The 14,146-nt window shown below is 67.3% G+C and carries 14 protein-coding genes and 1 pseudogene; 3 read left to right on the top strand and 12 right to left on the bottom strand.

From position 1 onward, the window contains the following. Positions 1-65: 65 nt before the first annotated feature. Positions 66-1,787, bottom strand: coding sequence for a GMC family oxidoreductase (locus ACFWF2_RS18225; RefSeq protein ID WP_379308600.1), 1,722 nt, complete (start codon positions 1,785-1,787; stop codon positions 66-68). Positions 1,788-1,841: 54 nt separating this feature from the next. On the opposite strand from ACFWF2_RS18225, the gene ACFWF2_RS18220 reads away from it, so the two are divergent. Continuing rightward, positions 1,842-2,678, top strand: coding sequence for a hypothetical protein (locus ACFWF2_RS18220; protein ID WP_379308599.1), 837 nt, complete (start codon positions 1,842-1,844; stop codon positions 2,676-2,678). A 4-nt stretch (positions 2,679-2,682) separates the two neighbouring features. Here the strand turns inward: ACFWF2_RS18220 and ACFWF2_RS18215 are convergent, their stop codons facing one another. The 9 genes from ACFWF2_RS18215 to ACFWF2_RS18175 form a co-directional block, all read right to left on the bottom strand. Continuing rightward, positions 2,683-3,453, bottom strand: a complete 771-nt coding sequence (locus ACFWF2_RS18215; RefSeq protein ID WP_379308598.1) for an ESX secretion-associated protein EspG — start codon at positions 3,451-3,453, stop codon at positions 2,683-2,685. Then, positions 3,440-4,744 carry a hypothetical protein gene (locus ACFWF2_RS18210; RefSeq protein WP_379308597.1) on the bottom strand — a complete coding sequence of 435 codons (1,305 nt, stop codon included), beginning with the start codon at positions 4,742-4,744 and terminating at the stop codon, positions 3,440-3,442. The genes ACFWF2_RS18215 and ACFWF2_RS18210 overlap by 14 nt, the downstream gene beginning before the upstream one ends. After that, positions 4,741-5,121 (bottom strand): hypothetical protein, encoded by a 381-nt coding sequence (locus ACFWF2_RS18205; protein WP_379308596.1) that lies wholly within the window; start codon positions 5,119-5,121, stop codon positions 4,741-4,743. The genes ACFWF2_RS18210 and ACFWF2_RS18205 overlap by 4 nt, the downstream gene beginning before the upstream one ends. Before the next feature lie 8 nt (positions 5,122-5,129). Then, on the bottom strand, positions 5,130-5,711 hold the full coding sequence (locus ACFWF2_RS18200; RefSeq protein ID WP_379308595.1) for a DUF3558 domain-containing protein: 582 nt from the start codon (positions 5,709-5,711) through the stop codon (positions 5,130-5,132). A gap of 78 nt (positions 5,712-5,789) precedes the next feature. Continuing rightward, a complete protein-coding gene (locus ACFWF2_RS18195; RefSeq protein WP_379308594.1) occupies positions 5,790-6,293 on the bottom strand; it encodes a hypothetical protein in 504 nt (167 codons plus the stop codon). Next, on the bottom strand, positions 6,290-8,146 hold the full coding sequence (locus tag ACFWF2_RS18190; protein WP_379308593.1) for an alpha/beta hydrolase: 1,857 nt from the start codon (positions 8,144-8,146) through the stop codon (positions 6,290-6,292). The genes ACFWF2_RS18195 and ACFWF2_RS18190 overlap by 4 nt, the downstream gene beginning before the upstream one ends. Further along, positions 8,146-8,436, bottom strand: coding sequence for a type VII secretion target (locus ACFWF2_RS18185; protein ID WP_379308592.1), 291 nt, complete (start codon positions 8,434-8,436; stop codon positions 8,146-8,148). Before ACFWF2_RS18185 ends, ACFWF2_RS18190 begins: the two co-directional genes overlap by 1 nt. A gap of 128 nt (positions 8,437-8,564) precedes the next feature. Next, complete coding sequence (locus ACFWF2_RS18180) at positions 8,565-9,047, bottom strand: Fur family transcriptional regulator (protein ID WP_379308591.1); 483 nt, start codon at positions 9,045-9,047, stop codon at positions 8,565-8,567. Further along, positions 9,019-9,369: an ArsR/SmtB family transcription factor gene (locus ACFWF2_RS18175; RefSeq protein WP_379308590.1), complete on the bottom strand. Its 351-nt coding sequence runs from the start codon at positions 9,367-9,369 to the stop codon at positions 9,019-9,021. Before ACFWF2_RS18175 ends, ACFWF2_RS18180 begins: the two co-directional genes overlap by 29 nt. Before the next feature lie 184 nt (positions 9,370-9,553). Between ACFWF2_RS18175 and ACFWF2_RS18170 the strand changes: the two genes are divergently transcribed. Both ACFWF2_RS18170 and ACFWF2_RS18165 read left to right on the top strand, forming a co-directional pair. Further along, positions 9,554-10,954, top strand: a complete 1,401-nt coding sequence (locus ACFWF2_RS18170) for a glycine--tRNA ligase (RefSeq protein WP_379308589.1) — start codon at positions 9,554-9,556, stop codon at positions 10,952-10,954. Between the two features lie 125 nt (positions 10,955-11,079). Then, positions 11,080-12,348, top strand: coding sequence for an acyltransferase (locus ACFWF2_RS18165; protein WP_379308588.1), 1,269 nt, complete (start codon positions 11,080-11,082; stop codon positions 12,346-12,348). A 14-nt stretch (positions 12,349-12,362) separates the two neighbouring features. On the opposite strand, the gene ACFWF2_RS18160 is transcribed toward ACFWF2_RS18165, so the two are convergent. Both ACFWF2_RS18160 and ACFWF2_RS18155 read right to left on the bottom strand, forming a co-directional pair. Then, positions 12,363-13,181, bottom strand: a complete 819-nt coding sequence (locus tag ACFWF2_RS18160) for a MerR family transcriptional regulator (protein WP_379308587.1) — start codon at positions 13,179-13,181, stop codon at positions 12,363-12,365. A gap of 48 nt (positions 13,182-13,229) precedes the next feature. After that, a pseudogene (locus ACFWF2_RS18155) lies at positions 13,230-14,146 on the bottom strand (TPM domain-containing protein); the annotation flags it as partial.

Here is a 14,146-nt window from a genome sequence, read left to right as displayed (position 1 = left end):
TCCCCGCGCGAAGATGCTCCGCACGAACAACGTGCGGAGCATCTTCGCGCGCCGGGCGCTGAACCTCAACCGTACAGGATCAGGTCTGCGCATTTCTCGCCGATCATGATGGTGGGCGCGTTGGTGTTGCCGCCCGTCACGCTCGGCATGATCGATGCGTCGGCTACTCGGAGTCCGTCGATTCCGCGTACGCGGAGCTGCGGATCCACGACCGCGCGTTCGTCGACGCCCATGCGGACCGAGCCGACCGGGTGGTAGACGGTGTGGATGCGGTTCGGCAGTTCTTCGCGCATCGCCGCTTCGTCGGTGAAATCCGCGCCGGGGACTATTTCGCCCTTGTTGTCGCCGGTTCCCGCCATGATCTCGCGGACCATGTCGATGCCTTCCAGAAGGACCTCGGTGTCCTTGGGAGCCGTCAGGTACGCCGGATCTATGAGTGGTGCGGCTGTCGGATCTGCCGATGCCAACCGGACGGTTCCCCGGCTCTCCGGGTAGATGAGCGCGGGGAAAATGCTTTGACCTGGTTTTTTGGTAGCCGGAACGATTCGCTTGTCGGAGTCTTGATTCGGCGACGGATAGACCCAGTAGAGGCTGAGTAGTTGCAGGTCGGGGATCTCGCGGGCATGGGAGGTGCGCACGAAGGCGACGGATTCGAAGGAGGAACCGGCCGCCCACGACGAACCGGGACGACATCGTTCCGCCGCCAGTCCGCGCAGGAAATACGACGTCGTCGGCTTGCGCAATGCCGATTTCATCGCGAAGGAGAGGGGGACGAAAAGGTGGTCGTGCAGGTTGTCGCCGACCGGCAAGTCCGCCTTGGCGGCGATACCCCGCTCTTTCAGATGCGCGGCGGGGCCGATCCCGGACAGCTGCAAGATCTGCGGCGACCCGAACACGCCGGCCGATACGACGACCTCGCGCGAGGCCCCGATCACCTGCTTGCCGCCGTCGACCAGGATCTCCACGCCCGTCGCGCGGGATCCTTCGATGACGACCTTCGTCACCTTCGTCCCCGTGAGCACGGTGAGATTGGGCAGCGGATCTTCGTGCAGGTAGCCCTTGGACGCGGAGTACCGCACACCGTTCGCGGCGCTCTGCTGAAAAACCGCGACACCCTCCTGGCTCTCGCCGTTGTAGTCATCGAGCTTCGGCACACCGAGGCGCGTCGCGGTGGCGTCCATGAACGCGCGCGCCGCGTCGGTGATGGTGTGCTGGCGGGTGACCTTGATCGGACCGCCGGACCCACGTAATTCGCTCGCCCCGCCTTCCCAGTCCTCCATCCGCCGGAAATAGGGCAGGACGTCCGCGTAGGCCCACCCGTGGCAGCCTTCGGCGGCCCAGTCGTCGAAGTTCTTCCGGTTGCCCCGGACGAAAAGCATCCCGTTGACCGAGCTCGACCCGCCGAGTATCCGGCCGTGCACCATGGGGATCGTGCGGTCGAGCGCATGGCGCTGCGGTGTCGACTTGTCGCCCCAATCGAACAGCTTCTTCAGCTGCGGCGTCGAGTGGATGACATTGATCGCGCCCGGAATCCGGAACAGCATCTTGGCCCAGCCCTTGTCGTCCGCCCCACCCGCTTCGAGCAGCACCACGGACGCGCCGCTTTCGGCGAGCCGGCGCGCGACGGCACAGCCCGCGCTGCCAGCCCCTACAACGACATAGTCGGCGCCTGTCACCTTGTTCTCCGGTCGGGAGTCGACCCAAAACGACCTTCGGATTCTATCGCGATCTACTTCGCGCCAGAAGTCGGCTGACCTCGGTGGGGTTCTGGCGAGCCTCGTTAGCATCGGTGTGAGCGACTGCCGGTGTCGTGGTGGCCGTTTCTGATCGGAGGAATCGTCGTGGACGGTCTGGCGGTGACATCCCGGGTACTGCGTTCTTCCGGGCGTGGGGTTGCGTTGCTCGTGGCGGCGGCGGTGTTGCTCGTGGTCGCGTTCGTGCTCGTTCCCGGGATGGCGGCGGGATGGGGATCCGAGGGCGGGATCGGCGACGAGGGGGAGCTTCGGGGTGCGCTGCGGGTGGCGTTCGTCGGGTACTGGAGTTCGGGCGCGGGCGAGTTCTCGCCCGCGCTGGATGATGTTGTGGAGTACTGGTTTCGGTATCACGTGGTCAAAGCGCTGATCGCTGTTGTGCTGCTCGGTGTTCTGGTCGCGCTGGCCTCGGTGCTGTGGAAAGCCGTTGGGCGGACAAGTGATTTGAAGCGGGGGCGCAGGATTGTGCTCGGGGTGGCCGGTGCGGGCGTCACGGTGTTCGCACTCGTCGCGTTGGTGGCGGTGATGGCGAATGTGCAAGGTGCGGTGGCGCCTTACGCGTCGTTGTTGCCGATGCTGTTCGACGAAGCGGTGGGGCCGGAACTGGCGGGGACATTGGAGGACGTCGGTCGGCAGTTGGCCGCGTGGGAAGGGTCGGGTGCTTCGCCCGCGCTCGACGTGATGATTGATGGCTTCACGCGCTATCACGTGGTGATGGCGGTGATCGCGGCCGTTGTCGCGGTGGGTTTTGCCGTAGCGAGTGTGGTGCTGTGGAAGCGGCGTGCGGGGAGGTCGTCCGGGAAGCGGCGCGTGCTCGCGGGGTCCGGGGTGCTCGCGGTGGTGTTTCTCGTTGTCGCGGTGGCGAATACGACGACCGTGGCGGATCCGGTGCCTGCGTTGCGGGCGTTGTTCGACGGCGGGTGGTGAGGGCTCAGGCGAGGCGTTCGTCGGGGTCGCCGAATTCCTGGTGGTAGCGCTGGGCTCGGGCGAGCATGCGGCGGATGCCGGCGATCATGCGATCAGTGGGGAGGGGTTCGGCGATGATGGGGTCGCCGGTTTTGACGTAGTAGCGGCCGTCGTCGTAGTCCATCCACCAGAAGGTGCGGCCGGGGCTGGGGCGAGCGTCGACGGCGGGGCCGGAGAAGGTGGAGATTTCGCCGAAGGCGCGGCGTTTGCGGTGGAAGACGCGGTTGAGCTGGTCGGCGGAGCTGAGCTGGCCTGCGCGGTATTCGAAGTGTTCCTCTTCGGCGGCGAGTCTTTCGCGGCGGACTTCCACCGGCGGCTTGGTGCCCGGCTTCGCACGGGGGAGTGCTGCGACCGCGAGGGCGGCCACCTGGTCTGCGCGGCAGTAGGTCATGACGACGTCGCCGCCGATGTCCTCGGCGGTGCCGCGCGCTTGGGCCAGGGTCGCCCCTGCAGGCCCGCGGATCGCGCCGTGGAAACGGATGGCGTTCGAGGTGTCCTGTCCGACAAAGCCTTTGGACTCGACCCTGGCGTCCGGGTCGAGCAGGACGGTCAGGGCGTGCTCGACCGAGGGATCGTATTTGCGGAGCAGGCTATCGACCGCCGCTTCCCGATGCCGCTTCAGTTCGTCGAAGTCCGCGATGTCGGTGCGGTATTGCAAGGGGTAGGGGAGACGGTCACGGCCGTAGCCAGCCCACAGGATCTCGAATTCGATGCCGGTGAATTCAGCTCGGTGCACTGTCGTGGTCTCCGCCTATCACCGGGGGCACGGTCCGGAGTCCGTCCGTGCCGATCAGCAGCTCGCCGTTGCCTTGGTTGATCAGATAGTCGGGGATGCCCTTGGTCCGCTCGTCGTCGGACCCGCCGCGGCCCGCGCCCGGCGCACCCATTCCGGCCATGCCTGGTGCGCCACGGCCGCCGCTCGCCGCGCCGGATCTGGCGGCGGCGGCCGCTGCGGCGGTGGGGGATTGGCCGCCGGGCAGGCTGCGGCCTGGAGCGGGGGAGGAGGGGGTGCCGCTGCCCGGCGTGCCGCCACCTCCGCCGCGACCGCCGCCCGAGGGGCTGCCGGTTCCCGGCGTGGCGGGGGTGATCGGTGTTGTGGTGCCGGGAGCGGTCGAACTCGGTGTGGTCGCGGTCGGTGTCGTGGATTGCGGTGTGGTGCTGGGGCTTTGCTGTGTCGTCGAACCCGTGTCGGTGGATTGCGATGTGGTGGGGGATGGGGTGTCGGGGTCTTCGGTGGGCGTGCCCTCGCCCGGTGGGTCGGTCGACGGGTCGTCGGTGGTCGAATCGTCGTCGGGGTTTTGTCCCTGTGTCCCACCGGTATTCGTGCCGCCGTTGCCGCCCGTCGCACCGGGGTCGCCGGTGCCCGCGGTGATGGACGGCGCCGTCGGCAGATAGGGGACGCCGTTGTCGGTCTGGGCGGCCACCTGGCCGTAGACCGAGTAGAGGATCCGCCTGCCCTCGTCCTCGGCTTCCTTCTGGTTGTGCTCGTCGACCTTCATCACGCCGTCCTGCGGCAGCGTCTTGCCGGTGACGTTCGCGCGCTCGGTCAAGCCGGGCATCAGGGCCTGGGTCTCCTCGATGCCTGTGCGCATCTCGGACAGCTTCAAACTGATCGCCGTGGCCGCCTGCGACAACGGGATCGACTGCTCCGCATAGTTGTTCACCGCGGTCACCGCCGCGGACGCCGCCGCACCCGTCCAGCCGCCGTGCCCGTTCGCGCCGGTGACGGTGCGCGCGAACTCCTGGTTGAACTTGTAGAACGTGCCCATCAGGTTCATGCCGATATTCGCCCACGCCGTCACCGCGTCGTCGACCAGCTGCGGCTTCATCGCCGCCACCGCGGCCTGCATCTGCGCGAGCGTCATACAGTCGTAGCTGTCGGGGACGGTGATGTGCGGCGGTTGGGTGTCGCCGCTGAAGATCGTGGAGTAGTTGCCCTGCTGCTGGCGGTTGTAGATACCGGCGCGCTCGTTGTTCCACTGCTCCTGCGCGGCGATCACCTTGCTCTTGTACTCGTCGTAGGTCATCCGGGTTCCCCCGCCGCGGTGATGTGGGCGCCGGTCGATTGGTCCTGGGCGACGAAGTTGGCAATCGCCTTGGCGACAACCTCTTTCGCGGTCTGGACGGTCTCGATGTGCTTGCGCAGGACATCGTCTAGTGCGCGATCTCCACCGGAGGCAGTGAGCGAAAACTTCCGCTCCAACGCTTTGCTGGAATCGAACGAACCAAAGCCCGAGATGTTGCGGATCTGGTCGACCTGGGCGTAGATCTCTTCCAGCCGATCCAGATGGTCGTCACACGTTCGGTCCAGATCCCTACCGACCTCGGGGTCTAGTGACAGCTCGCCTGCGTTTGCCTGGACGAGCAACTGGTTCCATTGAGCAGGGTCGACGCTGAAGTGCATGTCACCCCTCAGCTTTCGGGAAGGTGCTGGGCCAGGCTGTCGGTCAGTTTGCGAGCCTCAGGACAGGGCGCTGGCGGTGCGGAGGCGCTGACGCGGTTCAGCAATCGGAACAGGACTGACCCATTCGAGACCTCCACTGCGACAGTGCAACCGAGATCGTAGGTCGATCCGGTCGTGCGAAGCTGTAGCGCCTTGTGTGAGCCCACGGTCGTCTCGGTGAAATCGGTGAAATCAGTTCTCGCACGTGATTCGGCGAGTGTGCGCTCCGACGACAAGATTGAGAACGTGTACTGCTTGGCAGAGTCCTGCCAGCTGCAGGTCTTCCAGCCTGTGAAATCCACCCCGGCAACGTCGTTCTTCTTGCTGTCGGCGTTCAACCCCACCCCGCTGACCGCCGAATCCGGCAGCGAACACGGATCCCACACCTTCGCCTCGGGATCCACCGAGGTCGGGCTCGCCGCCACGCTCACACTGCTCGTCGGCGAGGCCGTCGTACCACTCTCGGCATCCCCGCAGCCGACAACGACCATCCCCACGACCACGACCCCGACGACCTTCACCACATTGCCTCGCACTGTCAACTCGACCATCCCCTCCTGGTGTAGACAGCTTCGCTCGAATCCTCGAGCGGTTACGGCTGTGCAGAGTCTAGTCCGAACCGCGCTCCGTCACTCTGCCGCGCAGGGGGAGGCGGCGGCCATGGTGAATCGCACTTCCTCGTCGTTCTGGCCCACCCGGATCCGGGACGACGACACCGAGAATCCCTGTGCGTCGCGGTAGTACCTGCTCACCGGGTCCTGGTCCGGATTCTGGCTCGGCACCAGGGTGAAACCACGGGCCGTCATCGCCTCGAGCTTGGCCATGGCCCGGTCGACGAATTCCCGCGACGGGTTGACCACTTCCCGCTCGTATCGTGGGCGCCACGGCGGGCCTTCGTAGCTGATGGCCGCCATGCTGGTCCGGCAGCCTTTGCTCACATCGACAGCCTCCGGATCGACGGACAGGTGTTCCGGCCAGATGAGCTCGAAATTGTCCGCGACGATCGGCCTGGCCGCGGCCACAGTCAGGCCGGTGCGCTGCATGATGTCCTCGTTTGTCGGACCCTTGTCGTCCAAGGTCGCGCACCCTGTCGCGACGACCGCCACCATGGCGAGCACAGCGGCGATTCTCATCGGATATCGATCTTCACACCGGGGTCCGGATTGTCGGTGACGCGCGGTCCGGCGTAGGGGTCGATCTCGATATCGAACGCGGCGGCCGCCTGTTGGGCCGCGGCGGCCTTGGCGGCGTCGAAGGATTCCTTGGCGCCGTTTCCATTGTCGCCCAAGCCGATATCGACGAACGGCGTTTCGATACCGCGCTCGACGTAGGCGGTCGCGGACGAGCCCTCGATCACACCGACGATGTTCCGGAAGGCAGTCGATCCCGGATCGTCCCAGTACTTGCCGTGGCCGTCGGTTCCGAAAACGACTTCCCCGGGATGGTCGGTCGAGGTGCCGCTGTAGTAGCCGGTGTCGAGCCGGATCACTCCGGGAACCTCGTCAGGATCCCCACCGAGCTCATCGGACGCATGCGGATTGCCAGGCAGCCGGATCCCGCCCGGAATGGACAGTCCCTCTTCGGGATACGACTGCACCACGCCGATCAGATCGCCCGGCGCGGTCATCGAATACCGCTGGACGTTCGGATTCGGATTGTTCCATCCGGTGTCGAACACCCCGGTTCCCGCCGACGACGCATGGAGAATGCGGTCGGCGCGCAAGCCGAGCTGCTCGGCCGAGCCGACGATCGATCCACCGTAGGAATGCCCGACGTAGGAGACCGGTGTTCCCGGCGCGGAGGACGCGACTTCGCGGTCGACTTCCCGGCCGAAGTCGACAAGCTTCGGCGCCATGTCGGCCGCGAACTTCGGGCTCGGCGCGCCGTCGGTCAGGCTGGTCAGGCTCTGCGGGAAGTCGCCTTCCATGTACAGGAAGATCGGGCCGCCGGTCTGGTCGGCGAGATTCCACGCGGCGACGTGATTGGACCCGGAACCATTCAGATTGGTCGACGTTCCTGGCACATACACCCCGGCCCCGGGCGAACCGGCCTTCATATCGCCGATCATCTCGATCATCCGGCCGTTGCCCTCGGTACTGAACATGACGAACTTGCGATCGACCATGTCCAGCCGAGGAGTCGCGGTGTCACCGGTCGAGGCGGGCGCGGTGCCGCGCGCGCCCGACCCCTCCGGATTCGGGATCGGCGCGAGCATCGCCTCCAGCTGTCGGACCCGCGACTCGTCCCGATTCGGCTTCGCCTTCTCCGCCGTCAGCGCAGTGCGCACGTTGATTTCATTGGCTTCGATCCGCATCACGAACGGCACCCCGTTGAGATTGCCCAGCTTCTCCGGCGCGGCGATCACGAGTTGCCGCTGCGCTTCCGGGCTCAGCCCGGCCAGGAAACTGGCCCGCTCGTCGGCGGACATCGACGCCAGCTGGATCGCCACGGCGTCCGGGTCACGGATGGTCCCGTCCGCGAGAGTGATGTCGGGCTGACCGTCGCGAATGGCGGTGAGATCGGCGAGTGATTCCTTCAGGCTGGTGCCGAACTGGTTGTCCAGGCGTTCGATCTCGTCCAGCCCGCCGAACAGGTTGAGCTGGAAAACGCCTGCCGCGCCCTCTTTCTCGGGGTCGGAATGCGACACCCGGCCGTCGGGTGCGACCGAGAAACCCTGTCCGACAGCGAGATTCCGCTGGTCGAGCACATACGTCCTGGCGTGCTTCAGCCCGAGGTAGGCGTCCTCCGCGTCATCGGCGATGCGCAGCAGCACGGTGCGCACTTCGTAGCCGTGGTCGACTTCCTCGTCGATCCGCCGGCTCGCCGCGTCCCTGGTCTGCCCGTGCCAGCTGCCCGTCGCCGAGACCGCGCGGGAGCAGTCGTCGACCGAGGTGGAGACGACATCGGCATTGGCGCGCGCGGCGTCGGCGGCGCGATGCAGACCGTCGAGATTCCAGCCGTCGAGCTGGGTGATCGTCGGGCGCATCAGCGGGCGCTCAGCTTCCCGATCTCGCCGGCGATCTCGGCATCCTTGGCCTGGATGTCCGCCGAGAACTTGTCCACCAGATCGGCCAGGGTGGTGAACCTGGTCGCGATCGAGGACATCGCCTGTTGTGCGGGATCGGCCATCGCGCGGACGGCGGCGAGGGCATCGCTGCCGTCGCCGGTCGCCTCGCCCATCGCCGACCACGGGAGTGTGCCGACCTCGTCGGACTCCTGTCGCCACGTCGTCGCCAGAGATTTCAGTTGATCGGGTTCGACACCCAGCGTGCTCACGATTCCCCCTCCTTCGGCGCCGAGTCGGCCACAGGCCGTCGGTACCACCGTGCGGATCGGTCCCTTCGTGAAGGTTGGACGGGGCTGTCGAACCGGGGGTTCCATCATGTGACGTGAGTCACATTAATTTAGACCGTCGCGGTCTCGTCCTTGTCCGCATCGGTGCGATCGCGCACGCAGTCGCGGCAGGTGCCGAAGATCTCCAGGGTGTGGCTGACCTCGGTGAAGCCGTGCTCGCCCGCGATCGTCTCGGCCCACGCCTCGACCGTCGGGCCCTCGACCTCGACGGTGCGGCCGCAGTGGCGGCACACCAGGTGATGGTGGTGCCCGCTCGAGCACTGGCGGTAGACGGATTCGCCGGAATCGGTGCGCAGGACGTCGACCATGCCCGCGTCCGCGAGCGATTGCAGCGTCCGGTAGACGGTCGTCAGGCCGATGCCCTCGCCCCGTTTGCGGAGCTCGTCGTGGAGTTCCTGCGCGGAGCGGAACTCGTCGATATCGCCGAGCAGGGCCGAGATGGCGCTGCGCTGACGCGTGCTGCGGACCCCGACCTGCTTTCCGGAGGGATTGTCTGCCAACGGATTACCCTTCCTCGGCGTGGGCGACGGCATCGACGACGATGTGCGCCAGATGATCGTCGACGAGTTCGTAGAGCACCTCGCGGCCCGAGCGTTCCCCGTGCACGACGCCCGCGGACTTGAGAATGCGCAGGTGCTGACTGACCAGCGGCTGGGTGACCCCGAGTGCGTCGACCAGCTCGTGCACGCAGCGCGGCGACTCGCGCAACTGCAGCACGATCGCGATCCGCACCGGCGCGGCGAGCGCCCGCAACAGCTCACCCGCGTCCTCGAGCACCTGGCGTGCGGGCACCGCCGCGGGGGCGGGGGAGTGATACGGATTGTGCGCGTGTGCGGCCGTGGCATCGGTGGTCATCAACCAACTCCTTAATGGAAACCGATTCCATTTTGATATGCACGGGTGCGCATGTCAAATGACGCGCCGGACGGCACCGGTCGGCTGCTGCAATCTCACTGGACGCTTCCCGATACCCTTGACCCAATACGTACGGTACGTGGCATCGCAATGCCAGGTAGCGAACAATTCCGACTCGCAGTGGATGGAGATATCTCGCGTGGCACCCAAGTCGAAGGTGGACACCGTTGCCAACCTCGCCAAGCGCCGGGGCCTGGTTTACCCGTGCGGTGAGATCTACGGAGGCACCAAGTCGGCGTGGGACTACGGTCCGCTGGGCGTCGAGCTGAAGGAGAACATCAAGCGGCAGTGGTGGCGCACCATGGTCACCAGCCGCGACGACGTCGTCGGCCTCGACTCCTCGGTGATCCTGCCGCGTCAGGTCTGGGAGGCCTCCGGCCACGTCGCGACCTTCTCCGACCCGCTGGTCGAGTCGCTGCACACGCACAAGCGTTACCGCGCCGATCATCTCCTGGAAGCGTACGAGGAGAAGCACGGCCGCCCGCCCGCCAACGGCCTGGCCGACATCAACGACCCCGAGACCGGTCAGCCCGGCAAGTGGACAGAGCCGAAGAACTTCTCGGGCCTGCTCAAGACCTTCCTCGGCCCGGTCGACGACGAAGAGGGCCTGCACTACCTGCGTCCCGAGACCGCGCAGGGCATCTTCGTCAACTACAAGAACGTCGAGACCACCGCGCGCAAGAAGCCGCCGTTCGGCATCGCCCAGATCGGCAAGAGCTTCCGCAACGAGATCACCCCCGGCAACTTCATCTTCCGGACCCGCGAGTTCGAGCAGATGGAGATGGAGTTCTTCGTCAAGCCCGGTGAAGACGCCGAGTGGCACAAGTACTGGATCGACACCCGCCTGGCCTGGTACACCGACCTCGGCATCGACCCGGAGAACCTGCGCCTGTTCGAGCACCCCAAGGAAAAGCTGTCGCACTACTCGGCAGGCACCACCGACATCGAGTACCGCTTCCGCTTCCAGGGCAGCGAGTGGGGCGAGCTCGAGGGCATCGCCAACCGCACCGACTACGACCTCAAGACGCACTCGGAGCACTCCGGCACCGACCTGAGCTTCTTCGATCAGGCCTCCGGTGAGCGCTTCATCCCGTACTGCATCGAGCCCGCGGCCGGTCTGACCCGTTCGCTGATGGCGTTCCTGGTCGACGCCTACGCCGAGGACGAGGCGCCCAACGCCAAGGGTGGTGTCGACGTGCGCACGGTGCTGCGCCTGGACCGTCGCCTCGCGCCGGTCAAGGCCGCGGTGCTGCCGCTCTCGCGCAATGCCGACCTGACCCCCAAGGCCAAGGACCTCGCCGCCCAGCTGCGCCGCAACTGGAACGTCGACTTCGACGACGCGGGCGCCATCGGCCGCCGCTACCGTCGTCAGGACGAGATCGGCACCCCGTTCTGCATCACCGTCGACTTCGACACCCTCGACGATCAGGCCGTGACGATCCGCGAGCGCGACTCGATGGCGCAGGAACGCATCGCCCTGGACAAGGTGGAGTCCTACCTCGCCACCCATCTGATCGGCGCCTGACACGCATCACGACGAAGCCCGCGCCCCCATCCGGCGCGGGCTTCGCTGTGGGCGGGGCGTGGACGTGATCACAGTGCGTACCTGACGGTTTGCATCGGCCGGGCTCGTGCCTCACTCTGTGCGTTGTGCTGTGGGAACCGGAAGATGTGGTGCGGGGGCTCGACCCGTCGGAACAACGATTCGTCCGGCATGCCACCTTCACCGGGCGCTCGGTGACGGTCCGCGGTGAACTCGATGCCGCGGCCCTCGGCGCGGCGTTCGCGGCACTGCAACGCGCCTTCCCGATCCTGGTGTGCCGGATCGTCGAGGACGTCGAGGAGAACGGAATCCTGCTGCGTCCCGGGCATATCGAGCCCGTCGGCGCCTGGGTGAGTTTCGGTGATCCCGACGAGGTCAGGATCCCGACCGAGTCGATGGACCCCGCCGATCAGCTGGGATATCTGGATGTGGTTCTGTCCGAAGAGGATCGGGCGCGGGTCACGCTGTTCGTGCACCACGGTGTCGCCGACGCCGGGCATTGCGTCGAACTGTTCGCGCGGCTGTGGGATTACTACACCGATCACGTCGAGACCGGGTCGATCGCGGCCGGGTCGCGGGAGTATCCGGTGTCGCTGGAATCGCTACTGGCGCGGCGGGGGACCGAGCGTGGACAACGGTCAGGTCTGGAGACCGTGACCCGTCCGCTCGTCGTCGCCGACGCGGTGGGCGTGGTCGAGCCGTCGCCGCAGGCCACCGCCGCGCTGGCCAGGCCGGCGCGAATCCAGTTGGACCCCGCCGAGACCGCACGGGTGCTCGACCTGGCGCGGACGCATGCGGTGAGTGTGAACGGGCTGGTCACCGCGGCGGCGCTGCGGGCGTTCACGTCGGTCTACGACGTGGCGGAGGTCGGCTGTGTCTACCCGGTCGACATGCGCAGGCGGCTGGACCCGCCGATCGAGGCGGCGGCGGGCACGAACATCTCCGGCCTCGCCGCCTTCACCACCGACACCGCCGGGACCGACGACATCGTCGCCCTTGCCCGGCGGATCGGCACCAGCCTGCACGACGATCTGGCGACCGGCGTGATCGAACAGTCGGTCCTGCACTTCCCGGACTTCTTCGGCCCCACCCGCGTCCACTCGACGGCCGGGCACATCGCCCTCACCAACACCGGCACGGTGCCGGCCTTCCGCGCGCCGACGGGCCTGATCCTCGACGACTACGAGATCGTCTACCTGTCCGCGCATCCGCGTCCGTCGACGGGCGCCTCGGCGGCGGTCACGTTCCTGGTCTACACCTACCTGGGCAGGCTGACCATCGGCAGGCTCGGCGGCGGCGTGCGGGCAGCCGAACTACTGCCGGCCGTCGCCGCCGAGCTGACCTGGCAGGCCGACCACGAGGCCGCGACCGCCTGATACCGAGGTTCGGGTCAGCGCGGTGCGAGGGGCTCTTGCAGTTCGGTGACCCAGCCGTCGGGATCGGGCGTCCACGCCAGCGTCACCTCACGCACCGGCGCCGCGGTGCGGTAGCCGTTGTCCTCCACCCAGCGGCCCAGCGCCTGCCACGCCGCGCCGATCCCGGTGACATTGCCGTGGTAGACGGTCGTCGCCACGCTCGCGTGCGCGGGCAGATCGACGATCGAGAACCCCGGCGCCGCATCGGGTTCCACGTTCACCGGCACGCACGCGTGAATGTCGACGGTCCCGTCGTCGCGCGCGTCGTAGTAGGCGATCGCGGGTCCGGCGATGGCGATGCCTGCCTGCGCCAGCCGATCACTGAGATCGCCGAACAGCGGCTGGATCACCGGGCTGATCGCCTGCGGCTCGAAACCCGCTGCCCGCCCGGTCGATTCGGCCACCCGCACCGCGGGCACCGACTTGATCACCACATCTTGATCGGGCATGACGCCCTCCTTCTCGATGATGCGGAGTCTCGCTTCGACATCGGTCAACCGGGCGTGGTCGGCCGCGATCTGCTGTTCCAGCTCGGCCCTGCGCAGCGTGAGCATGCCGCGCAGTTCCTCCGGGCCGGGACCCGGATCGAGCATCCGCCCCACCTGCTCCAGCGTGAACCCGAGCTCCTTGAGCGCGACCAGGCGGTTGAGCCTGGCCAGCTGCGCGGCCGTATAGAACCGGTAACCGGTGGCCGGGTCGACCCGTGCGGGCCGCAACAATCCCACGGCGTCGTAGTGGCGCAGCATGCGCACCGACACCTGACCGTGTCTGGCGAAATCTCCGATACTGAACATGACGCCCTCCGGTGTACGACCTCACACGGTGTGAGGGTCAAGCCGGATTCAGAACCGGCCACCTCGGCTGACTCTGCGCGATCCCGATGATCCGCCGTAGGAACCCGGCCGGTACCCGCCGCCACCGAATCCGCCCCCGCCGAATCCACCACCACCGCGTCGTGTCGCACCGCCGATCGAGCCGCGCAGGAAACCGTCGAGCAGGATGCCGCCGAGCACCGCACCGGCCTGCGATCCGCCGCCTGCCACCGGTTGGCTGGACTCCCACGCCCGCACGCTGGCCTGCGCCTGCTGCAAGGCCCGTCCGCCGAGGTCGGCGGCGGTCTGCGCGCTGGTCAACGCGCGATCCGGTGCGGTGGCTGCCAGCCTGCGCGCCTCGTCGAGATGACGCTGTGCCTCGGACAGCCTCGTGCGTGCCTCGGCATCGACTCCACCACGCCGGGTGGTGATGAACGAGGACGCGGCATCGATCCGGGCGGCCGCGTCGGTGAGCGTGCGATCGAGCCTGCGCCGCAGATCCTCCACGGCGAGTTTGCGATCCGAGGCCGCCGCGATCGCGCGATCCAGCTCGGCGTCGGCGGTCACCGCCTCGTGAAAGGCGCCGAGCGGATCGGATTCGGCAGTGGCCGCCGCGGTATTCACGGCGGTGTTCGCCCTGGTGACCGCGGCGGCCAGTTCGGGACCGCCGAAGTCGGTCAGTCCCGAGGCGGCGGCGAGATCGGCGCGCAGTTCGTCGAGGGCGGCGGGCAGCCCGTCGCGTGCCTGCTGGATATTCGTCGCCGCCTGGTCGACCGCATCGAGCAGGGTGCGCGCCTGACCGATCGCGCCCTCCGCCCCGCGGATCGCCGCGACCGCCCCGCCCTGCTGACCGACCGGCCGGGTCAGCGCGGTGCGGGCGGTGTCGATGTTCTCCTCGGCGAAGGTCATTCGCTCCGCCGCCATCCGCACGTTGTCGTGAATCGGGG

The organism is Nocardia sp. NPDC060259 (genome assembly GCF_042728775.1).
Classification (GTDB): Bacteria; Actinomycetota; Actinomycetes; order Mycobacteriales; family Mycobacteriaceae; genus Nocardia.
This window is presented reverse-complemented; position numbering and strand designations above follow the sequence as displayed.